General features: G+C 69.8%; 20 protein-coding genes. 12 read left to right on the forward strand and 8 right to left on the reverse strand.

Going from position 1 to position 21109, the window contains the following annotated elements:
* The first annotated feature begins 42 nt into the window (after positions 1 to 42).
* Genes hemE through hemQ form a run of 3 tightly spaced genes read left to right on the forward strand, consistent with a single transcriptional unit; the run spans position 43 to position 3165 of the window.
* Complete coding sequence (gene hemE, locus VE172_RS10485; protein ID WP_324800895.1) at positions 43 to 1080, forward strand: uroporphyrinogen decarboxylase; 1038 nt, start codon at positions 43 to 45, stop codon at positions 1078 to 1080.
* Entirely contained in the window at positions 1077 to 2465 is a 1389-nt protein-coding gene (hemG, locus tag VE172_RS10490) for a protoporphyrinogen oxidase (RefSeq protein ID WP_324800898.1), read from the forward strand. The genes hemE and hemG overlap by 4 nt, the downstream gene beginning before the upstream one ends.
* Positions 2458 to 3165 (forward strand): hydrogen peroxide-dependent heme synthase, encoded by a 708-nt coding sequence (gene hemQ, locus VE172_RS10495; protein WP_324800901.1) that lies wholly within the window; start codon positions 2458 to 2460, stop codon positions 3163 to 3165. Before hemG ends, hemQ begins: the two co-directional genes overlap by 8 nt.
* On the opposite strand, the gene VE172_RS10500 is transcribed toward hemQ, so the two are convergent.
* Together VE172_RS10500 and VE172_RS10505 are read right to left on the reverse strand one after the other, a co-directional pair.
* Complete coding sequence (locus tag VE172_RS10500) at positions 3162 to 3707, reverse strand: VanZ family protein (protein WP_324800905.1); 546 nt, start codon at positions 3705 to 3707, stop codon at positions 3162 to 3164. The genes hemQ and VE172_RS10500 overlap by 4 nt on opposite strands.
* A gap of 243 nt (positions 3708 to 3950) precedes the next feature.
* Positions 3951 to 4418, reverse strand: coding sequence for a GNAT family N-acetyltransferase (locus tag VE172_RS10505; protein ID WP_324800908.1), 468 nt, complete (start codon positions 4416 to 4418; stop codon positions 3951 to 3953).
* A gap of 101 nt (positions 4419 to 4519) precedes the next feature.
* On the opposite strand from VE172_RS10505, the gene VE172_RS10510 reads away from it, so the two are divergent.
* Positions 4520 to 5848, forward strand: coding sequence for a C1 family peptidase (locus tag VE172_RS10510; protein WP_324800911.1), 1329 nt, complete (start codon positions 4520 to 4522; stop codon positions 5846 to 5848).
* Between the two features lie 86 nt (positions 5849 to 5934).
* Positions 5935 to 6951, forward strand: a complete 1017-nt coding sequence (locus tag VE172_RS10515; protein ID WP_324800914.1) for a serine hydrolase — start codon at positions 5935 to 5937, stop codon at positions 6949 to 6951.
* A 44-nt stretch (positions 6952 to 6995) separates the two neighbouring features.
* On the opposite strand, the gene msrB is transcribed toward VE172_RS10515, so the two are convergent.
* A complete protein-coding gene (gene msrB, locus VE172_RS10520; RefSeq protein ID WP_324800916.1) occupies positions 6996 to 7391 on the reverse strand; it encodes a peptide-methionine (R)-S-oxide reductase MsrB in 396 nt (131 codons plus the stop codon).
* Positions 7392 to 7535: 144 nt separating this feature from the next.
* Here msrB and VE172_RS10525 point away from each other — a divergent pair, with 144 nt between their 5' ends.
* Positions 7536 to 8012, forward strand: a complete 477-nt coding sequence (locus tag VE172_RS10525; RefSeq protein WP_324800919.1) for a hypothetical protein — start codon at positions 7536 to 7538, stop codon at positions 8010 to 8012.
* Here VE172_RS10525 and VE172_RS10530 read toward each other — a convergent pair.
* Positions 8009 to 8677 (reverse strand): DUF3159 domain-containing protein, encoded by a 669-nt coding sequence (locus VE172_RS10530; RefSeq protein ID WP_324800922.1) that lies wholly within the window; start codon positions 8675 to 8677, stop codon positions 8009 to 8011. The two genes, VE172_RS10525 and VE172_RS10530, sit on opposite strands and share 4 nt — an antisense overlap.
* A 108-nt stretch (positions 8678 to 8785) precedes the next feature.
* Between VE172_RS10530 and VE172_RS10535 the strand changes: the two genes are divergently transcribed.
* Positions 8786 to 9796: a TY-Chap domain-containing protein gene (locus VE172_RS10535; RefSeq protein WP_324800925.1), complete on the forward strand. Its 1011-nt coding sequence runs from the start codon at positions 8786 to 8788 to the stop codon at positions 9794 to 9796.
* Here the strand turns inward: VE172_RS10535 and VE172_RS10540 are convergent.
* Complete coding sequence (locus tag VE172_RS10540; protein WP_324800926.1) at positions 9793 to 10356, reverse strand: dihydrofolate reductase family protein; 564 nt, start codon at positions 10354 to 10356, stop codon at positions 9793 to 9795. The two genes, VE172_RS10535 and VE172_RS10540, sit on opposite strands and share 4 nt — an antisense overlap.
* 9 nt (positions 10357 to 10365) lie before the next feature.
* Entirely contained in the window at positions 10366 to 11403 is a 1038-nt protein-coding gene (gene trpS / locus VE172_RS10545; protein WP_324800948.1) for a tryptophan--tRNA ligase, read from the reverse strand.
* A 290-nt stretch (positions 11404 to 11693) separates the two neighbouring features.
* On the opposite strand from trpS, the gene VE172_RS10550 reads away from it, so the two are divergent.
* The 5 genes from VE172_RS10550 to VE172_RS10570 all read left to right on the forward strand — a co-directional run bounded on the left by VE172_RS10550 (position 11694) and on the right by VE172_RS10570 (position 18502).
* Positions 11694 to 12836: an acyl-CoA dehydrogenase family protein gene (locus VE172_RS10550; protein WP_324800929.1), complete on the forward strand. Its 1143-nt coding sequence runs from the start codon at positions 11694 to 11696 to the stop codon at positions 12834 to 12836.
* 12 nt (positions 12837 to 12848) lie between these two features.
* Complete coding sequence (locus VE172_RS10555; RefSeq protein WP_324800931.1) at positions 12849 to 13976, forward strand: CaiB/BaiF CoA transferase family protein; 1128 nt, start codon at positions 12849 to 12851, stop codon at positions 13974 to 13976.
* A 79-nt stretch (positions 13977 to 14055) separates the two neighbouring features.
* Positions 14056 to 15123: an AraC family transcriptional regulator gene (locus tag VE172_RS10560; protein WP_324800933.1), complete on the forward strand. Its 1068-nt coding sequence runs from the start codon at positions 14056 to 14058 to the stop codon at positions 15121 to 15123.
* Between the two features lie 32 nt (positions 15124 to 15155).
* The gene (locus VE172_RS10565; RefSeq protein ID WP_324800936.1) at positions 15156 to 16358 is read left to right on the forward strand and encodes an acetyl-CoA C-acetyltransferase; all 1203 of its coding nucleotides are present in this window, start codon (positions 15156 to 15158) and stop codon (positions 16356 to 16358) included.
* 2 nt (positions 16359 to 16360) lie between these two features.
* Entirely contained in the window at positions 16361 to 18502 is a 2142-nt protein-coding gene (locus tag VE172_RS10570) for a 3-hydroxyacyl-CoA dehydrogenase NAD-binding domain-containing protein (protein ID WP_324800939.1), read from the forward strand.
* Here the strand turns inward: VE172_RS10570 and VE172_RS10575 are convergent.
* A complete protein-coding gene (locus VE172_RS10575) occupies positions 18499 to 20097 on the reverse strand; it encodes an alpha/beta hydrolase (protein ID WP_324800942.1) in 1599 nt (532 codons plus the stop codon). The two genes, VE172_RS10570 and VE172_RS10575, sit on opposite strands and share 4 nt — an antisense overlap.
* A 148-nt stretch (positions 20098 to 20245) precedes the next feature.
* A partial coding sequence (locus VE172_RS10580; RefSeq protein ID WP_324800945.1) for an ABC transporter permease occupies positions 20246 to 21109 on the reverse strand: 864 nt, incomplete at its 5' end.

Below are 21109 nucleotides of genomic sequence, written 5' to 3' on the forward strand. Positions count from 1 at the left end.
GCAGTGGGGTTTCGGGGCCCGTGTTGTGCGACCATTCGTCGAATGACGGCCACACAGGTAGAGGATTCGGACTTTCTGCGCGCCTGCCGGGGCGAGCCCGTCAGCGTCACGCCGGTGTGGTTCATGAGACAGGCGGGCAGGTCGCTGCCGGAGTACCGGGCGCTGCGGGAGGGCATGCCGATGCTCGAGGCGTGCCGCGATCCCGAGATGGTCTGCGAGATCACCCTGCAACCGGTGCGGCGCCACGGGGTGGACGCGGCGGTCCTCTACTCCGACATCGTGGTGCCGCTGGCGGCGGCCGGGGTGGACGTCGACATCGTGCCGGGCACCGGGCCGGTGGTGGCCGAGCCGATCCGCGACATGTCCGATGTCGACAAGATCCGGGACCTCGCCCCCGAGGACGTGCCCTACATCACCGAGGCGGTGCGGCTGCTGCGCGCCGAGCTGGGGGCCACCCCGCTGATCGGCTTCGCGGGGGCGCCGTTCACCCTGGCCAGCTACCTGGTGGAGGGCGGGCCGTCGCGCGACTACGCCAAGACCAAGGCGCTGATGCGCGGGGCCCCCGACGTCTGGCACGCCCTGTGTGGACGGTTGGCGTCGATCACGGCGGCCTTCCTGTCGGTGCAGATCGACGCGGGCGTCAACGCCGTCCAGCTCTTCGACTCCTGGGCGGGCGCGCTCAGCCTCGCCGACTACCAGCTGTTCGCGGGGCCGCACTCGGCCGCGGTTCTGGACGCGGTGTCGGGGCGCGGCGTGCCGCGCATCCACTTCGGAGTCGGGACGGGGCATCTGTTGCGCGCCATATCGGACGTGGGCGCCGACGTGGTCGGCGTCGACTGGCGCACCCCGCTGTCCCAGGCCGCGACCATCGTGGACGGCAAGGCGCTGCAGGGCAACCTGGACCCGGCGACCCTGATGGCACCGTCCGACGTGCTGGCCCACGAGGTGCGGCGGGTCCTGGCCGACGGGGCCGGCGCCGCGGGCCACGTCTTCAACCTCGGGCACGGGGTGCTGCCCGCCACCGACGCCGACGCCATCACCCGCACTGCCGAATACGTCCACAAGTTCAGCGCCCGATGAGCCCGCGCGACGTCCTCGTCATCGGCGGCGGCATCGCGGGGGTGAGCGCCGCGGCGCGGCTGCGCGAACTCGGCGGCGACCGGGTGCGGGTGACGCTGGTGGAACAGACCCGGCGGCTCGGCGGCAAGATCCACACGGGACAGATCGCGGGGGTTTCCGTCGAGACGGGCGCCGAGACCTTCCTGGTGCGCCGCGACGAGGGCGTCGACCTGGCGACGGCGGTCGGGCTGGGGGAGCGCCTGGTGCACCCCGCGGGGCTGCCCGCGGCCGTGGCCATCGACGGAAGCCTGCGCGACCTGCCGCGCGGCACCGTGATGGGCATCCCCGCCGACGCCGCCGGTGTCGAGACCCTGATCCCCGCCGCCGACGCCGAGCGGATCCGCGACGAACCGTCCGATCTGGATCTTCGCGGCGAGGACATCGCCGTGGGAAGGCTGGTGCGGCAACGCTTCGGCGACGCCGTGGTGGACCGCCTGGTCGACCCGCTGCTCGGCGGCGTGTACGCCGGGCGCGCCGACGACCTGTCCCTGGACGTCACCGTCCCGCAGCTGGCCGCCGCGCTGCGCCGCCACACCCGCCTGGGCGACGCCGTTGCCGACTGCCTGCCCCCGCCGCCCAGCGGCCCGGCGAAACCCGTGTTCGGCTCCATCGACACCGGACTGTCCACACTGGTGGAATCCGTGGCCGCCCACGCGGGCGCCGACATCCTCTACGGCCTGCCCGTCCGCGAACTCGCCCGCACCCCCTCGGGCTGGCGGGCCGTCATCGGCGCCACCCGGGATCCCCGCGAGCTCACCGCCGACGCCGTGGTGCTGGCCGTGCCCGCGCGCCCCGCCGCCCGCCTGCTCGCCGACACCTCCGCCGCCGCCAGCGCCGAGGTCGGGGTGCTCGACTACGCCAGCGTCGCCCTGGTCACCCTGGCCCTGCCGGGCGTCGACCTGCCCCAGCGCTCGGGCTTCCTCGTGCCCGCCACCGAAGGCCTCACCATCAAGGCCGCCACCTTCTTCACCCGCAAATGGCCCCACCTGGACGCCGGCGGCCTCACCGTCGTCCGGGCCTCCCTGGGCCGCTACGGCGAGGAGGCCGTGCTGCAACGCGACGACGCCGAACTGGCCGCCGCCGCCCGCGCCGACCTGTCCACTCTGCTGGGCACGGACCTCCCCGCGCCGATCGACGTCGCGGTGAAGCGCTGGGGCGGGGGACTGCCCCAGTACGGCCCCGGCCACGCCGATCGCGTGCGCCGCGCCCGCGCCGCCCTGGCCGACCACCCCATCGCGTTGGCGGGAGCGGGCTTCGACGGGGTCGGCATCCCCGCGTGCATCGCCTCGGGGCGGGCCGCCGCCGAGTCAGTTCTACAGATGGTGGAAAATCCAGACCATGTCTGAAGGGGCTAATCCGAACGTCGCGCGCATCAAGGAACTCAACGACTCGATCCGCTACACCATGTGGTCGGTGTTTCGCGCGGTCACGCCGCTTCCCGGGCTGCGCGACGACCTGTCGGGCGACGTCGAGGCGCTGTTCGGCCACCTCGCCGACAAGGGCGTGACGGTACGCGGCACCTACGAGGTGTCGGGCCTGCGCGCCGACGCCGACCTGATGATCTGGTGGCACGCCGAGACCAGCGACCAGCTCCAGCTCGCGTACTCCCAGTTCCGCCGCACCTCGCTGGGCCGTCACCTGGAACCCGTGTGGTCCAACATGGCCCTGCACCGCCCCGCCGAGTTCAACAAGAGCCACATCCCCGCGTTCCTGGCGGGCGAGGACCCCCACGCCTACCTGTGCGTCTACCCGTTCGTGCGCTCCTACGACTGGTACCTGCTGCCCGACGAGGAGCGCCGCGCCCTGCTCGCCGAGCACGGCAAGCTGGCCCGCGGCTTCCCCGACGTGCGCGCCAACACCGTGGCGTCCTTCGCGCTGGGCGACTACGAATGGATCCTGGCCTTCGAGGGCGACGAGCTCCACCGCATCGTCGACCTGATGCGCGAGCTGCGCGCCTCCCGCGCCCGCCTCCACGTCCGCGAGGAGATCCCGTTCTACACGGGGCGCCGCCGCGAGATCGCCGAGATCGTCGACTGCCTTCCCTAACGGCCCGTTCCGGCCTCGTGCGGTCCGTATCGCAGCGGCGAGACTACGAACGCCGCGACGATCAGCAGCGCGACAACCGTTGCGACGCAACAGATCCGCGTCATCACCGTGACGGTTCGCGCCCGCAGCCGGCGTCGGGCCAGCGCCAGTAGACCGAACCCGGCCAGGCCGCCCGCGGTGTTGTCGATGACGTCGGCGACGTCGGACGTCCCGATGGCCAGCACGTACTGCGCGAGTTCGAACCCGACGCTGGCCCCCGCCACGGCGACCGCGACCCTCCACCACCTCCACGACGGCGCGAGGAGCCCGAGGTACAGACCAAAGGGGACGAACAGGGCGAGGTTCACCACGACCTCGAAGGGCCGGCGTTTCTCGGACGCGAACGGCACGACCGCGATCTCGCGCAACGCGCCCCCGCCCACGAACGGAACCTCGAGCTTCCACAGCACCATCCAGGCCAGCAGCACGAGATAGATCACGAACAGCGCGACCAACACCCCGCGCCCGCCCTCGCGGGACGGCTTCTGTTCCACAGCGGACACACCAGGCTTCACGACAAACGACAGCGATCCCTCATCCTAGGGCGGCCCGTCCCGCCGAATGCGCACGCGCGCCGCGACACGGCGACCCACGCCACCGACGGGGGCCCTCGCGCGTTCGGCGGCTCCTTCCCGTGACACCCGCTCACGTCGGAGGACCACCATGGACGACCAACCACCCATCGATCGGCTCACCCGCCTCGCGGGCGGGTCCGGCGTGGCGCTCCCGGGCGCCGATGCCCTGGCTCACCTGTACTGGTCGACGGGCGCCCGTTGGCCGTTCGGCGACCGCCGCATAGGCACGTGGGCGATCCCGTCGTCGTCCATGAAGGACGGCCCCGTCACGGCGAAGCCGTGGCGCTCGTACAGCTTGATCGCGTCCAGCTGGGCGTCCAGGCACACGGGCTTGGCACCCAGGGGTTTCAGGGCCTCGCCCAGAAGCCGCCCCGCCAGGCCCCGGCCCCGCGCCGACGCCGCCGTGCACACCCGCCCGACGCGGAAACCGCCGTCGTCGACCAGCACCCGCAGGTACGCCACCACCCGGCCGTCCTCCTCGGCCCACACGTGGCGGGTGCCGGGCTCGGTGTCGCGGCCGTCCAGTTCGGGATACGCCGCCCTCTGCTCCACCACGAACACGTCCGTGCGCAGCTTCAGCAGCGCGTAGAGAGTGGATGCTCCGAGTTCAGTGAAATAGCTGCTCCTGATGACGACCATGACGCCATGGAAGCACAACTTGGCTGCTGGGCAATGATCGCGGTAAGGAGTAGCCTGCCCCCACGGTCATGTACACACCCTCGCAAAGGAGCGACAGCATCATGGACGCCGCCCTGACCAGTGCGCACCTCGCCGCACTGCGCGCCGACTTCGTATCCCAGCCCTCGCACAAGGCGGTTCAAAACGCCCTGGCGCGTACCACGATGCAAGACGTGGCACTGGATCACACGGTCGCGACCGGCATCGACTCCAGTGTTTCTCATCACCTGGACGACTGGAAGGTCACCAACCAGGAGCGCAGCGGGCGCTGTTGGATGTTCTCCGGCCTCAACCTGTTGCGCCCCGGCGCCGCCGAAGCCATGAATCTCAAGGACTTCGAGTTCTCGCAGAACTACACCCTGTTCTACGACAAGCTCGAGCGCGCCAACTACCTGCTCGAGAACGTCATCGACCTGGTCGACGCCGATGTGGACGATCGCACGTTCGTGCAGGTCCTGAAGTCGGCCGCCGAGGACGGTGGACAGTGGAACATGTTCATCGCCCTGGTCAACAAGCACGGCCTGGTTCCCAAGGCCGCCATGCCCGAGACCTACTCCTCCTCCCACACCAACGAGATGAACGCGACGCTGCGCAAGCTGCTGCGGGAGGGCGCGCTGCGGCTGCGCGACGAGGCCGCCGCCGGTGCCGATCCCGCGGCGCTGCGCAAGTCCAAGGGCGAGATCCTCGAGTCCGCCCACAAGATCCTGTCCCTGCACCTGGGCACCCCGCCCTCCACGGTCACCTGGCAGTGGCGCGACCGCGACAACGAGTTCCACCGCGACGAGGAGATGACGCCGCAGGAGTTCGCGGCCAAGTACGTCACGCTGCCCGTCGACGACTACGTCTGCCTGGTGCACGACCCGCGCCACGAGTACGGCCGCACCTACACCGTCAACCGGCTGGGCAACGTGGTGGACGCCCCGGGCATCGTGTACCTCAACGTGGACATCGACGTGATCCGCAAGATCGCCGCCGACGCCATCGCCGGCGGCGAGCCGGTGTGGTTCGGCTGCGACGTCGGGCCGCAGATGCACCGCAAGCTGGGCATCTGGGACGCCAACCTGTTCGACTACCGTTCGGTCTACGGCTTCGAATCCACGATGGACAAGAAGCAGCGGCTGCTGTACCAGGAGACCGCCATGACCCACGCGATGCTGTTCACCGGCGTCGACCTGGTGGACGGCCGGCCCCGCCGCTGGCGGGTGGAGAACAGCTGGGGCAGCGAGAACGGAGCCGAGGGCTTCTTCACCATGAACGACTCCTGGTTCGGCGAGTACGTCTTCGAGATCGCCGCGCGCAAGCAGTCCATCCCGTCGGAACTACGGGACGGACTCGACTCCGAACCCATCGTGCTGCCCGCCTGGGACCCCATGGGCTCTTTGGCTCGTTAGCGTCGACCTTCGGTCGGGCGATGTGCCCGCGAGATTTACATATGGAAGAATCTCGCGGGCATTGTCGTTCAATATGGAGAGAAGACGTGACCCCAAAAGTGAAACGCCGCGCCATGTTGGGCGCCGGTGTCGGGGCTGTCGCCCTGGCGGGAGCGGGATTCGGTGTCAGCCAGGCGCTCGCCGACGACGCCACCAAGGCGGCCGGTACGCCTGAAGACGCCGCCAAGGCCATCAAGGACAGCTTCGACAAGGAGAGCAAGGCCGTCGGCGGTTGGTGGACCGGCTACATCAGCGTCGCGGGAACCGACGGCAAGCTCGTCACGGCCGTCGACCAGGACTCCGGCAAGCAGATTGAGGCCTGGAGCTGCAACAAGGTTCCCGTGGCCGCCGCCGTGCTGGCCAAGGTGGACCGCGGCGAGCTGACGATCGACCAGACCGTCGACGTCACCAAAGACATCGTGATCCCCGACGGCGACGGCATGTTCGAGCTGGACAACGCCTACCCCAGCAAGGTCACGCTCGGCCACGTGCTGGCCAACCTGCTCACGGTGTCCGACGACACCGCCGTGCGGCTGTGCGGGTCGGTGTGTTCCGGGACCGAGATCAACGAGTTCCTCAAGGACAAGGGCTTCACGGTCACCCAGGTGGAGCCGCTGCCCGACAACCCCAACCGCTTCTACCTCGGCCCGACAACGGCCAAGGAGAGCCACGACCTGTGGCAGATGCTGGTGACGGGCAAGCTCGTGTCGGCCGAGTCGACCGAGCGCATCCTCAACATCACCCGGGCCCAGATCGCCTTCACCGACGGGATCCGCCGCAACTACTCCTCGGCGGAGCGCTCCCGGGTGGCCACCAAGGCCGGTTGGCTGAAGGACAGCCGCAACGAGGTCGGGATCATGTACGACGCCAACGGCGCGCCCGTGGTCACGTACTCGATCTTCGGCGGCGGCCAGGGCCAGGACGACAACTTCGGCGCCACCCACCCGGCCGTGGAGGCACGCGCCAAGATGGGCCGCCAGTTCCTCGACATCCTGGGCAAGCTCGGCGGCACCACGAAACTTCAGGCACCGCTTCCCAAGTACCACCCGCACAACGGCGGCTGATCAGCGTCAATCGACGGGGTGTCCCTTTCGGGGCACCCCGTTCGTCATGCCCGCTGTTCGTCGTCCAGGCTGAGGCTCACCGAGTTGATGCAGTAGCGCTGGTCGGGCAGGTCGTTGGGGGCCAGGCCCTCGCCCTTGAACAGGTGGCCGAGGTGAGAATCACAGTTGGCGCAACGCACCTCGGTGCGCACCATCCCCAGTGAACGGTCCTCGATGAGCTTCACGGCCGCGGAGTCGGCGTCGGCGAAGGACGGCCAGCCGCACCCGGAGTGGAACTTGGTGGTCGAGGAGAACAGCGCCGCCCCGCAGGCCCGGCACCGGTAGGTGCCCGGGGTCTCGGTATCGGTGTACTCACCGGTGAACGGCGCCTCGGTACCGGCTTGGCGCAATACCCGGTACTCCTCGGCGGTCAGCTTCTCGCGCCACGGATCTTCGGTCACGTTTCCGACAGTAACGCGCGGCGCCACGAATTCTGGGGGACAATTATGATCTTCAATGTCCAGATTGTGGCCAATGTGGTCGCCGGATGTGCGATCATCGGCCACAGCTCTCTTGTCCATTCGGTGGGTTCGCGGAGGTGGGCCGTGTCCGGTACATCGCCGGTGCGATTCCGCCCTACCTCACGCCAGGTGCTGGGTCGCGCCGTACGCATTGGACTGTTGGTCGCGGTCGTGGTCGCGATTCCCGTGGTGCTGTTGGCCGCCCGCGGCGTCCTGCTGTGGATCGAGGTGGCGCTGGTTCCCGTGGTGGCCGTCGCCGGGGCGCTGCTGGCGACCCCGCTGGCACGGCGCGGCGGCATCGACCTGGACGAGGTCGGCGTCCACCCCGTGCTTCCCGGTGCGGTGCGCCGGGAATACGCGCCGTGGCACCGCATCAAGGACATTCGCGCCGAACGCCGCGGCACCCGCACCGTTCCCGTGATCTATTTGGACTCCGGCAAGACCTGGCGGCTGCGCGTGCCATACGACGGCCCGCTGCTGGGCGGCGACCCCCACTTCGACGAGAAGGTCTGCACGCTGCGCCAGCTGTGGGAGACGTATCACAGCTGGCAGAAGGATTAAGGCGCCGCGTCGACTTCGGGGCCGACGGGGTGGCGGATGCCGGGGTGGCCGTCGGGAAGGTTGCGGCGCAACACCACCCAGCTGAGCGCCAGACACGCCGCCACCAGCGGCCATGTCAGCGCGACGCGCGCCACCGACAGCGCCTCCACCCAGCCCAGCCACCACAGGGGGAAGAACACCAGCACCCGCAGCACGTACTGCGCCACCCACACCCAGCTGGCACGTCCGTATGCCCGCGCCAGATCCGGGTCGCGCCGCCACCGGGTCTTGTGGCCGAGGACCAGCCCCACCACCACGCCCAACAGCGGCCACCGCACGACGATGCTGATCGCCCAGGCCAGGGCGCTGGCGCTGTTGCTGAACACCTGGAGGAGAAAGAAGTCCGCCGCCCGCCCGGTGTACAGCGCGACGGTGCCGGCCGCGCACACCGCGATCAGACCGATGAGGACGGAGCGGGGCCTGTCGCCGCGCCCCCAGCGGTAGGCGGCCCAGCCCAGGCCCACCGCCACGGCGGCGCCCACCGCGATCCACAGGGAGCCGTGCGCGACCCACCAGGCGACGCCGAAGGCGGCGGGGGGCAGGGTGGCGTCGATGGCGCCGCGGCGTCCGCCAAGCAGATCGGTGAGCGACTCGGGCCGGCGGTCGGGGGTCGAGGAGGGGGACACGCAACAACCCTAAACGCCGCCGAAAACCGACTTAGGTGAACCTTAGTTGTCATGCAAACCACTGGGGTGGGTGCCGGGCCGTCGGGGGCCGATGGCAGTATGCGCAAGATGCTGGGAACACGACGCCTGAATGAGCAGCAGTTGACCGAGCTGCTGCGCCGGATTCAGCGTGTCAACTTCGGTCGCTGGACCCAGGACGATGTCACACAGGCCGTCAGCGCCCTCGGCTGGGAGCTGCAACACGGCGAGGTCGACGTCGGAATGTGGCGGGCCGAGACCGGCTACGACACCGGCGCGGCCATCATCGACCGCATCCCCCCGCAGGCCAACATCCGCACCGTCAACGAGTTCTACGCCATCGAGCTGATGGTGCTGCGTTCGGCCGTGCGCGGCGACGCGGGCGAGAACCACCGCACCATCGTGTTCCGCGAGGTGCTGCGCGTCATGCTCAAGGAGTTCGGCCAGCCCGACGTGCGCGGCGGCGACGGCGGCCCCTGGGCCCGCTGGCGCGACAAGGTGCTGACCGTGGAGCTCCACCTGCGGCGCTTCCACGGCGGCGTCGCCCTGCGCCTGCTGGCCACCGACGCGCTGGAACAGCTGGAGGCCGAGAGCATCCGCCGCGGCGACGTCTCGGGCTGGACCGCCTACACCCAGCGCCCCAACCTCCCCAGCGAACCCGCCGTCGACGACCTCGGCGAGTTCACCGCCCGACTGTCCGGTGTGCTCATCGACCTGGCCGGGGACGTCCCCGTGATGGACACCGCCGGCACCATCATCCTGCGCACCGGCGACCTGATGGCCCGCTACGTTCTGGTCACCGTGGACGGCGGGCTGCGCGTGGAGGCCTCGGCGTCGGTCAAGGGCCGCTACCGCGACGGCCTGGGTTACCTGGCCCGCATGGGATTCCGAGAACCCTCCGGCCAGGTGCCCAACTGGTCGCGCGCATTCCGCGACGGCGGAAGGGAATCCACCTCCAACGCCGCCCACATGATGGTCGACGCCCTGCGGGCCTTCGGAATCGAAGACCTGCTGGACATCGTCTACGACGCGTTCACCGCCGACGGCGAACGCATGTACCTCCCGGTGCTGGGCATCGCCAGCTCCGACTCGATGAGTTAGTCCGCCCGCACGTACCGCAGATACCTCTCGCCCCCGGGGAATTCGCGCGTCTCGGCCTCCCGCAACCGAAGCGGCGCCTCCAGTTTGGGAAAGTACGGCGTCCCGCCGCCCAGGATCACCGGAAACACCACCATGCGGAACTCGTCCACCAGGCCCGCCCGAATCAACCCCGCCGCCAGGCCGGCGCCCCCCACGGCAATGTCCTTACCGGACTCCGCCTTCAGGCGCGCGACCGTGTCGACGGGGTCCTCGCGCATCAGGGTGGCGCCATCGGCCACATCGGACAGCGTGGAGGAGTACACCAGCTTCGGCGTCGAGCGCCACACCCGCGCGAACTCCAGCACCTCCTCCGAGGCGTCGGGGTCCAGGTGGGCGGTCGGCCAGAACGCGTACATCAACTCGTACAGCCGCCGCCCGTACAGCTCCACGCCGGTGTCGGCGGCCTGGCCGTTGTAGAAGCGGTGCAGCTCGGCGCCCGGGGTGCTCCAGTCGAGCGAACGGTTCGGGCCGTCGATGTAGCCGTCCAGCGAGACCCCGAAGGAATAGACCAGCTTTCTCATGTCCGCAGGCTAGGCGACACCGCCGACATTCGGGCCGTAACGCGTGCCCATCGCCTCCCTGACGCGCCCCAGGGTGGCCGCCGCGATCCGGTTGGCGCGTTCGTTGCCCGCGGCCAGCGCCTCGCGCAGGTAGCGGCGGTCGGCGGCGAACTCGGCGCGCCGCCGACGCATCGGCGCGAAGTACTCGTTGATCGCCTCGGTGGCCGCCCGCTTCAGCGCCGCCGCCCCGCCGTCTCCGATCTCGGCGGCGACGTCGTGCGGGTCGCGGGCGGTGCACAGCGCCGTCAACAGCACCAGAGTGGACACACCGGGGCGGTGCTCGGGGTCGTAGGTGATGCGGCGCTCGGCGTCGGTGGTGGCCGACCTGACGAGCCGCGCCGTCTCGTCGGCGGTGGCGCTCAGGTCGATCGCGTTGCCGCGGCTCTTGCTCATCTTGGACGCCGCGTCGGTACCCAGAAGCCGCGGCACAGGCGACAGCAGGGCGCGCGGCTCGACGAACACCTCCCCGTACCTGGCGTTGAAGCGCCGCGCGATGGTGCGGCTCAACTCCAGGTGCGGCAACTGATCGCTACCCACGGGCACCACATTGGCGTGACAGAACAGGATGTCGGCGGCCTGGTGGACGGGGTAGGTGTACATCAACCCGCTCACCGCCCCGCGCCCCGCCGCGGCGACCTCCTCCTTGACGGTGGGATTGCGGTCCAGCTCGGCGGTCGACACCAGGCTCAAGAACGGCACGATGAGCTGATTGAGCGCGGGCACCGCGCTGTGGGCGAAGATGGTGGAGCGCTGCGGGCTGATGCCCACCGCCAGGTAGTCCAGCATCAGGTCCTCGACGTGGCCCGAGATGTCGGCGCTGATGTCGCGGTCGGTCAGCACCTGGTAGTCGGCGATGAGGACCAGGGTGTCGAGCCCCTGGTTCTGCAGTCGGACCCGGTTTCGCAGGCTCCCGAAATAATGTCCGATGTGGAGCTTTCCGGTGGGCCGGTCGCCGGTGAGCATCCGCAGCTCGGTCGGCGCGGCGCGCACGTCGTCGGGCAGCACCAGTGTGTTGCCGGGGTGATCGATGGTGTGGTTCACGGTGTGTCCTCGGGATTCGCGGGCCGCCGCGTTGGCGACCCCGAGAAACACCTCAGGGCCGTCGCGACGGACGGCCCTGGTTTTCGCTACGCGTCATCAGCCGTCCGTGGACGGCCACCAGCTCAGGTTCATGAGTCGACGCATGGCACCAAGTTAGCACCTGATCGCTACGGTCAGCCCCGACGGGCGCAAAAGTCATGGGTTCGGTGCGGCCCAGGCCATAGATTGGGGGCATCGGCCACGACTGGGAGGGTTCCATGCGGCGCGACATCTACACCGCCGACCACGACGCGTTTCGCGACACGGTGCGCACCTTCGCCGAGCGCGAGATCATCCCGCACCACGAGAAGTGGGAATCCGACGGCATCGTGCCGCGGGAGCTGTGGACGGCGGCGGGTCGCCAGGGCCTGCTGTGTGTCGACCTGCCCGAGAAGTTCGGCGGCGCGGGCCTCGACGACTTCCGCTACCACGCGATCATCGCCGAGGAGCTCGCCTACGCCCGCGCCAGCGGCGTCGGCTTCGTGGTGCACAACGACATGGCCGTGCCGTACCTGACCCGCCTGGCCACCGACGAGCAGAAGGAACGCTGGTTCGCGGGCCTGGTCTCGGGAGAGCGGATCGCCGCCATCGCGATGTCCGAGCCCGCCGCCGGCAGCGACCTCCAGGGCATCGCCACCACCGCCAAGCGCGACGGCGACGACTACATCCTCAATGGACAAAAGACGTTCATCACCAACGGCATCAACGCCGACATCGCCATCGTCCTGGCCCGCACCGACCCCGACGCCGCCCACCTCGGCTTCTCCCTGCTGGCCGTCGAACGCGGCATGCCCGGCTTCGAACGCGGCCGCAACCTCGACAAGATCGGCATGAAGGCCCAGGACACCGCCGAGCTCTTCTTCAACGACGTCCGCGTTCCCGCGGCCAACCTGATCGGAGAGGAGGGCCGGGGCTTCATCTACCTGATGGAGGGCCTGCCCCGCGAGCGCCTGGCCATCGCGGTGGCGGGAATCGCCGCGTCCCAGAAGATCTTCGACCTCACCGTCGACTACGTGCGCCAGCGCAGCGCCTTCGGCCGCTCCATCGGCAAGTTCCAGAACGTCCGCATGGACATGGCCGAGATGAAGACCGAACTGACGGTCACCCAGACCTTCGTCGACAAGTGCATCGTGTCCCTCAACGCCGGCGACCTCGACGTCACCGAGGCCGCGATGAGCAAATGGTGGGCCACGGAGCTGCAAAAACGCGTCGTCGACCGCTGCGTCCAGCTCCACGGCGGCTACGGCTACATGGCCGAGTACCCCGTCGCCAAGGCCTACATCGACACCCGCGCCCAGACCATCTACGGCGGCACCACCGAGATCATGAAGGAAATCATCGGCCGCTCCCTGGACCTCTAGGAAAGGACGCCCATGACCGGTCCGCTGCGAGGCACCCGCGTCATCGAGATCGCCAGCCTGGCCCCGGGACCGTTCGCCGCCACCATGCTGGCCGACCTGGGCGCCGAGGTGCTGCGCGTCGACCGCCCCGCCGCCCCGGCCGACGCCCCGCCCGCCGAACCCCTGGGCCGCGGCCGCCGCTCGGTGGCCGTCGACCTGAAACACCCCCGCGCCGCCGCCACGATCCTCGCCCTCGCCGCCACCGCCGACGTCCTCATCGAGGGCTTCCGTCCCGGCGTCTGCGAGCGCCTCGGCATCGGCCCCGACGCCTGCCTTGACCGCAACCCCCGCCTCGTCTACGGCCGCATCACGGGCTGGGGCCAAACGGGCCCCCTGGCCTCCCGCGCGGGCCACGACATCAACTACCTCGCCCTGTCGGGCGCCCTCCACCCCATCGGCCCCGCCGACGCGCCCCCCGTCCCGCCCATCAACTACGTCGCCGACTTCGGCGGCGGCGGCATGATGCTCACCGTCGGCATCCTCGCCGCCCTCCTCGAACGCGAACGCTCCGGCCAAGGCCAGGTCGTCGACGCCTCCATGGTGGAGGGAGCGGGCATGTTGTCGGCCCTCCTCTACGGCCTCCGTCAACAGGGCCTGTGGCACACCGAACGCGGCGGCAACGTCCTCGACGGCTCGGCCCCGTTCTACCGCTGCTACACCTGCGCCGACGGCAAATACCTCGCGGTCGGCGCCCTGGAGCCCCAGTTCTACGCGCGCCTGATCGACGGCCTCGGCATCACCGACGCCCCCGCCCAGTTCGACGTCGCCTCCTGGCCCCGCACCACCCAGCGCCTCGCCGACACCTTCGCCACCCGCGACCGCGACGCCTGGGCCGCCCACTTCGCCGACATCGACGCCTGCGTCACGCCCGTCCTGTCGCCCGACGAGGCCCCGATCCACCCCCACAACACCGCCCGCGCCTCCTTCACCGAGATCGACGGCCTGCGCCAACCCAACGTCACCCCCAGGCTGTCGCGCACCCCGGGCGCCATCGACTCCCCGCCACCCCACGCGGGCCAACACACCACGGAAGCCTTGCGGGACTGGGGTTTCGACGACAACGAGATCGACTCGCTGCGCTCCGACGGCGCGGTGGCGTAAGGACCGCGGAGGTCCTCCGTCGCGACGCCGACAGCGGAGGGTTTAGCCTTCAACGCGGCCACCCCACGAGGAAAGCGCGATGCCAGGCAGAACCATCACGATCCACTATGTCAACGCCGCGCTGCGGGGTGCCCGACAGCGGGGGGTGGATGTGCGGGTGTTGTTGGAGGCGGCGGGGATTCCGCCCGGGCTGTGCGAGGACGCGCGGGCCAGGGTGGCGACCGATCAGTTCACGCGGTTGATCCAGGCGCTGTGGGAGGCGTTGGACGACGAGATGATGGGGTTCGGGCCCGTGGCGAGCAAGCGGGGGACGTTCGCGATGATGTGCCACGCCACGATTCACTGCCGGGACCTGGGGGCGGCGCTGCGGCGGGGTGTGGCGTTTTACGGGCTGTTTCCCGCGTCGCCCGAGCTGCGGCTGGAGCGCGCGGACGGGGTGGCGCGGGTGAAGGTCGACGTGGGGGCCGTGGAGGACCCCGACCGGTTTCTCACCGAGTCGCTGTTGGTGATCTGGCACGGGTTCGCGAGCTGGGCGATCGGGCGGCGCATCCGGTTGGACGGGGTGGAGCTGGCGTATCCGCGGCCGCCGCACGCGGGGGACTACGAGGGCATGTTCGGGTGTGCCGTCCGCTTTGGACAGCCACGGACCGCGCTGAGTTTCCCCGAGCGGTACCTGGACATGCCCATCCTGCAGGACGAGGCCAGCCTCAAGGTGTTTCTGCGGGACTCGCCCGCGGATCTGTTGTCGCGGCGGGACTACGACACCACCGTGGGCGACCAGGTGCGGCGGATCCTGACGCACGGGCTGCGCGACACCCTGCCCGGACTGGAGCAGGTGGCGGCGCGGCTGGCGGTCAGCCCGCAGACGCTGCGGCGGCGCCTGGCCGAGGAGCACACCGCGTTTCGGCAGATCAAGGACCAGGTGCGGCGGGACGCCGCGATCGCGGGGCTGGCGGGCAGCGAGTCGGTGGAGGACCTCGGGCGGCGGCTGGGCTTTTCGGAGGCCAGCGCGTTTCACCGGGCGTTTCGGCGCTGGACGGGCGCGACGCCGGGTTCGTACCGCCGCAAGGCGTTAGCCTGGCATTTTCGGGCAGGATTCGCGAGCGGGGCGGTCATGGGCACTATGTCCGTTTGGGTGGCATCGTGAAGACGTCCACCAACAGCTAGGGGAGTGTGGCCATGTCCGACGCGTTCATTTACGACTGGGTGCGCACGCCGCGCGGGAAGGGCAAGCGCGGCTCGCTGCACAGCGTCAAACCGGTGAGCCTGGCCGCGGGCCTGCTGAACTCCCTGGCCGAGCGCAACACGCTGGACACCTCGGCGGTGGACGACGTGGTGCTCGGGTGCGTCACGCCGATCAACGAGCAGGGCGGCGACATCGCCCGAACCGCCGTGTTGAGCGCCGACTGGGCGATGACCACCGGCGGCGTGCAGATCGACCGGTTCTGCGCCTCCGGTCTGGAGGCGGTCAACCTGGCCGCGGCCAAGACCGCCTCGGGCTTCGAGGACCTCGTGGTCGCCGGGGGCGTGGAGTCGATGTCCCGCAACCCGATGGCCTCCGACGGCGGCGCCTGGTTCATGGACCCCGAGACCAACCTGCGCACGGGATTCGTGCCGCAGGGCGTCAGCGCCGACCTGATCGCCACCCTGGAGGGCTACGGCCGCCGTGACGTCGACCAGGTGGCGGTGGAGTCCCACGAGCGGGCCGCCGAGGCCTGGAAGGACAAGCGCTTCGCGCGCTCGGTGGTTCCCGTCCTCGACGCCAATGGGCAGTTGCTGTTGGACACCGACGAGACGGTGCGGCCGGGCACGAGCCTGGAGTCCCTGGCGGGCCTGAAGCCCAGCTTCACGGCCGTGGGCGGCATCGGGTTCGACCAGGTGGCGATCCAGCGCTATCCGCAGGTGGAGAGCATCAACCACGTGCACCACGCGGGCAACTCCTCGGGCATTGTGGACGGCGCCGCGGTCATGATGGTGGGCAGCGCCGCCGGGGGACGGGCCGCGGGCCTCACCCCGCGGGCGCGCATCGTGTCGACCGCCGTGGTGGGCAGCGAACCCACCATCATGCTGACCGGCCCCGCCGCCTCGGCGCGCAAGGCCCTGGCACGGGCGCGGATGGCCGTGGGCGACATCGACCTGTTCGAGATGAACGAGGCGTTCGCCGCGGCGGTGCTGAAGTTCCGCGACGACCTCGGCGTGGGCACCGACGTCGTCAACGTCAACGGCGGCGCCATCGCGATGGGGCATCCCTTGGGCGCCACGGGCTGCATGATCCTGGGGACGCTGCTGGACGAGCTGGAGCGCCGCGACCTGCGCACCGGGCTGGCGACGCTGTGCGTCGGCGGCGGCATGGGCGTATCGACCATTATCGAAAGGGTGTGACGATGAGCGACGCATTCACCTACACCAAGGACGCCGACGGCGTCGTCACGCTGACCCTCGACGTCCCGGGCGAACCCGCCAACGCCATGACCGCGGAGTACGCGGCCGGGCTGAACGCCGCGGTGGCCCGGCTGGAGGACGAGAAGGACTCCGTGCGCGGCGTCATCGTCACCAGCGGCAAGGACATCTTCTGCGCCGGCGGCGACCTGCGGCGCATCGTCCAGGCCACCCCCGACACCGTCGAGCAGGTGACCGCCGACGTCGACGCGATCAAGAAACCGTTGCGCCGCTTGGAAACCCTCGGAGTGCCGGTGGCCGCTGCCATCAACGGCACGGCGCTCGGCGGCGGCATGGAACTCACGCTGGCCTGCCACCGCCGCTTCTGCGTCGACGACGACGCGATCAAGCTCGGCTTCCCCGAGGTGTCCTTCGGGCTGCTCACCGGCGCCGGGGGAGTCGCCCGCACGGTGCGGCTGCTCGGGCTGATGGCGGCGCTGCCGCTGCTCACCGAGGGCACCCGCATGAAGCCCGCCGAGGCGAAGGCCGCCGGGCTGATCCACGAGCTGACCCCCGACCGCGAGTCCCTTCTGGACGCCGCGCGGCGATGGGTGCTGTCGGACCCCGAACCGACCCAACCCTGGGACGCCAAGGGATACCGGATGCCCGGCGGCTCGCCCACCGACCCCGGATCCGGCCAGCTGCTGGCCGCCGCGCCCGCGATGCTGGTGGCCAAGACCCACCGCGCCTACCCCGCGCCCGAGAAGATCCTGGCCGCCGCCGTCGAGGGCGCCCAGGTCGACGTGGACACCGCGCTGGACATCGAGACGCGGTACTTCATCGAACTGGCCACCGGCCAGGTCTCCAAGAACATGATCAACGCGTTGTGGTTCCAGCTCAACGAGATCAACGGCGGGCGCTCCCGCCCCGAGGCGCCGAGGTCGAAGGTGTCCAAGGTGGGCGTGCTCGGCGCAGGCATGATGGGCGCCGGGATCGCCTACGTGTCGGCGTTCGCGGGCATCGACGTGGTGCTCAAGGACGTGTCGGCCGCCGCGGCCGCCAAGGGCAGGGACTTCGCGCGCATCACACTGGACAAACGCGTCTCCAGGGGCAGGATGGACGCCGCGGCCGCCGCGGCCGTCCTCGGGCGCATCACCCCGACCGCCGACGACGCCGACCTGGACGGCTGCGACCTGATCATCGAGGCGGTCTTCGAGAAGCGCTCCCTGAAGCTCCAGGTGCTGGCCGCCGCCGAGTCCCGGGCGCTGCCCGACGCCGTCATCGCCTCCAACACCTCGACCCTGCCGATCACCGGCCTGTCCGAGGGCGTCGGCGACCCCGAGCGCTTCATCGGCCTGCACTTCTTCTCGCCGGTGCACCGCATGCCTCTGGTGGAGATCATCCGCGGCCGGCGCACCTCCGACGCCACCCTGGCCCGCGCCTTCGACTACGTCCGCCAGATCAACAAGACCCCGATCGTGGTCAACGACAGCCGCGGCTTCTACACCTCTCGCTGCTTCGCCACCTACGCCCTGGAGGGCATCGCGATGGTCGCCGAGGGGGTGCCCGGCGCCCTGGTGGAGAACGTGGCGCGCCAGGCGGGCATGCCGGTGGGGCCGCTGGCGGTGTCCGACGAGGTCTCCATGACCCTGATGTGGGGCATCCACCAGCAGACCCGCTCCGACTTCGCCGCCGCGGGCAAGCAGGCCCCCGTCCACCCGGCGATGTCGATCGTGGACACCTTCGTCAACGAGCTGAAGCGCCCGGGCAAGGCCGCCGGCGCGGGCCTGTACGAATACCCCGCCGACGCCAAGAAGCACCTGTGGCCGGGCCTGGCCGAGCGCTACCTCAACGCCGACAATGGAGTGTCCGCATCGGACGTCCGCGACCGCCTGCTGTTCGTGCAGGCCCTGGAGGCGGTGCGCTGCGTGGAGGAGGACGTGGTCACCTCCACCGCCGACGCCAACCTGGGCAGCATCCTGGGCTGGGGCTACGCCCCCTGGTCGGGTGGCGTCCTGCAGTTCATCAACCAGTACGGCCTCAAGGAGTTCATCGCCCGCGCCGAGTACCTGGCCGAGCGCTACGGCGACCGCTTCGCCGTCCCCGAGCTCCTCCACGAGAAGGCGTCCAAGGGCGAGGAGTTCTAACCGAACCGGCGGCCCACGAACTTGACGTCCTTGTAGTGCTTGGTGAGGACGTCGGCCTGGTTTTGCAGCGACTCGGTGTCGGGGTCCCAGTATTCGGAGTGCCCCGAGGCGCCGTCGGTGGTGAAGCGCTGGCCGTTGAAGGACACGTCGACGGGGCTGTTGCCGTGCACCTCCAGGTAGCTGACCGGGTCGTTGCTGGCGGCGCCCGCCCAGAAGTGCTCCTTGGAGATATGTAGATCGCTGATGTCGTCGACCTTCGGGCCGTCGATGAAGCCGCGGCGATCGGGCGACTCGTTGCCCATGCCGGGGCTGCCCAGGACCACGATGTCGTCGGCGTTGAGCCCGTCGGGCTTTCCCTGGTGCCCCAGGGCGTCGGCGGTGCCGACCACGGTGGCCCCGTAGGAGTGTCCGATCACGACGGTGTGGCCCTTGCCGTTCTGGTGGGACGCGGCCAGCGCGTTGCTGAAGTCGCGCAGGTCGGGGGCCGCGGAGTCCGCGAACTCGGACAGGGCCGCGGCCGGGATGTTGTCGGGCGCGTCGTAGCCGAGCCACACGATCGTGGAGGTGGAACCGGAGTCCTTCTTCTCGGCGGCGTTTTGCAGATTGATCATGCGGTCCATGTCGCCGCCGATGTTGCCCAGGTTGGACCCGGTGCCCGGGACGAACACCGCGGTGTTGTTCGCCAGGTCGGGGTTGCCGATGGCGGCGATCACCTTGGCGTCCGGGCTGCCGTCCTTGCCGGGCGGGGTGTAACCCAGCAGGTAGACGCGCTTGTCGGCGGGACCCTTCTGGGACGCCTCGATGCGGTCCAGCAGCTTCTTGGCGCCCGCGGTGTCGTTGCCGCCGGCGGCGTCGGCGCGCAGCGTGATCATGTTGGCGGCGTCGCGGTCGGTGGCGGGGAGGCCGTTCATCGACCCGATCTTGCCGGGATACTTCTCGATGTACTGTCCCTTGTCGATCTCGGGGACGTTCTTCCACCACGCGGCGTTCTCCTCGGGCGACTTGCCCTTGGGCGGTTCGGGGACGTCCGCCTTCGGGCTTTGGGGGAACCCGGCCAGCGCGATCGCCTGGGGCTGGAGGCCGCGCACCGCCGCCGACGCCTTGTCGTCGGCCCTGCCCGCGGCGTCCACGGCCTCGCGCACCAGCTGCCCGGCCTTCTTCACCAGCGCCTGGTTGTGCTTGAAGTTCGCCTTGCCCTGGGGGGACGCCTTGTCGTACGGGCCCCATTTGTCGGTCTGCCACTCGTAGGTGATCTTGCCCGACCTGCCGTCCATCTTGGCGCCCTCGATGGACCTGACAATGGACTCCACGCGGTCGGTCTTGTGTTGTTGGGGCCGCAACGAACTCACCAGACTCAACGTCGAGTTGGCGACCTTTCCCAGGCTGTCGCGAATGTCGTCGAGTTTCGTGACGTGGTCGCGAATCGACTTCGCGGCGACCGCGGAATCCGCGCTCTTCCACACGCTCGGGATCTTGGCGCGATGCCCATTGAGCTGTTCCCCGTGCGTCTCGGCGCTGCGGGACATCGCCTTCAGGGACTTACCCCTGGCCTCCAAGGCATGGAGGTCCAATTTCTTGAGCTGGCCATAGTCCATTGTTACGTCCTCATGCAACAGACACTGACGGGGCGCGGGGATGCGTACTCACTTTCTGTGAAATTGTTATACCCGAAACAAAGTCATCGGCACAAGAGCTGATTTCGGCAAATGAATGAAACGTCCATAAGCCAATGTTCAACAAACCTCATTCATTGCGCAGCACCTCCGCGATCCGCAGCCGCGCCGCCCGGCGCGCCGGGAAGAACGCCCCGCACACCGCGACCACGATCCCGGTGGCGGCCAACAGCGACAGCGTCGGCGCGTCCCAGATCCGCGCCAGCGAGTCCGGGAAGTCGATCTGCGCCCTGGCCGAGGCCAGCGGCAGGACGAGGCGGTGCGCCAGCACCCCGAGACCCAGGCCCGCGGCGCCGCCGACCACGCCCAGCGCCACCATGGACGTCACCACCATCGACACGACCTGCCGGGGCGTCATCCCGACCGACTTGAGCATCCCGAGGTCCCGGCGGCGCTCGGCGATGTTGAGCACGACGGTGTGGAACACCCCGAGCGCCGCCACCACGCTGAGCATCAGGGCCAGCCCGGTGATCAGGCCGATGAGCGCGGCCACCGCCGACGCCACAGAATCGTCCACATTGGGTTCCACCCTCAGGTCCGCGGCGGCCTTGTGGACGGCCGCGCGATACTCGTCCACCGAGGTCCCCGAATCCAGGCCGACCTGGTACTGGATCGGGCCGGGGGCCTTGGTCGCGTGGAGGCGCTCGTAGGTGCCCCAGTCGGTGAGAATCGCGGCGTTGGCGCCGCCCATCACCTGCCCGACTATCCTCACCTCGGCGCGGGATCCGTTCAGCTCCACGGTGACCCGGTCGCCGACGTCGACGCCGCGCTGGTGCAGGAACGTCGAGGTGACCACTCCCTCGCCCGCCCCGTCGAACCAGCGCCCGGAGACCAGCTGTTGCCGATACCCGAGGGTGGAGGAGTCGCCGCGCAGGAAGTCGACCTCGGCGTCGTGGGAATACCCCACCAGCGCCAGGTTGGCCGTCAGCTCGGC

Source organism: Stackebrandtia sp. (genome assembly GCF_035643755.1).
Taxonomy (GTDB): domain Bacteria; phylum Actinomycetota; class Actinomycetes; order Mycobacteriales; family Micromonosporaceae; genus Stackebrandtia.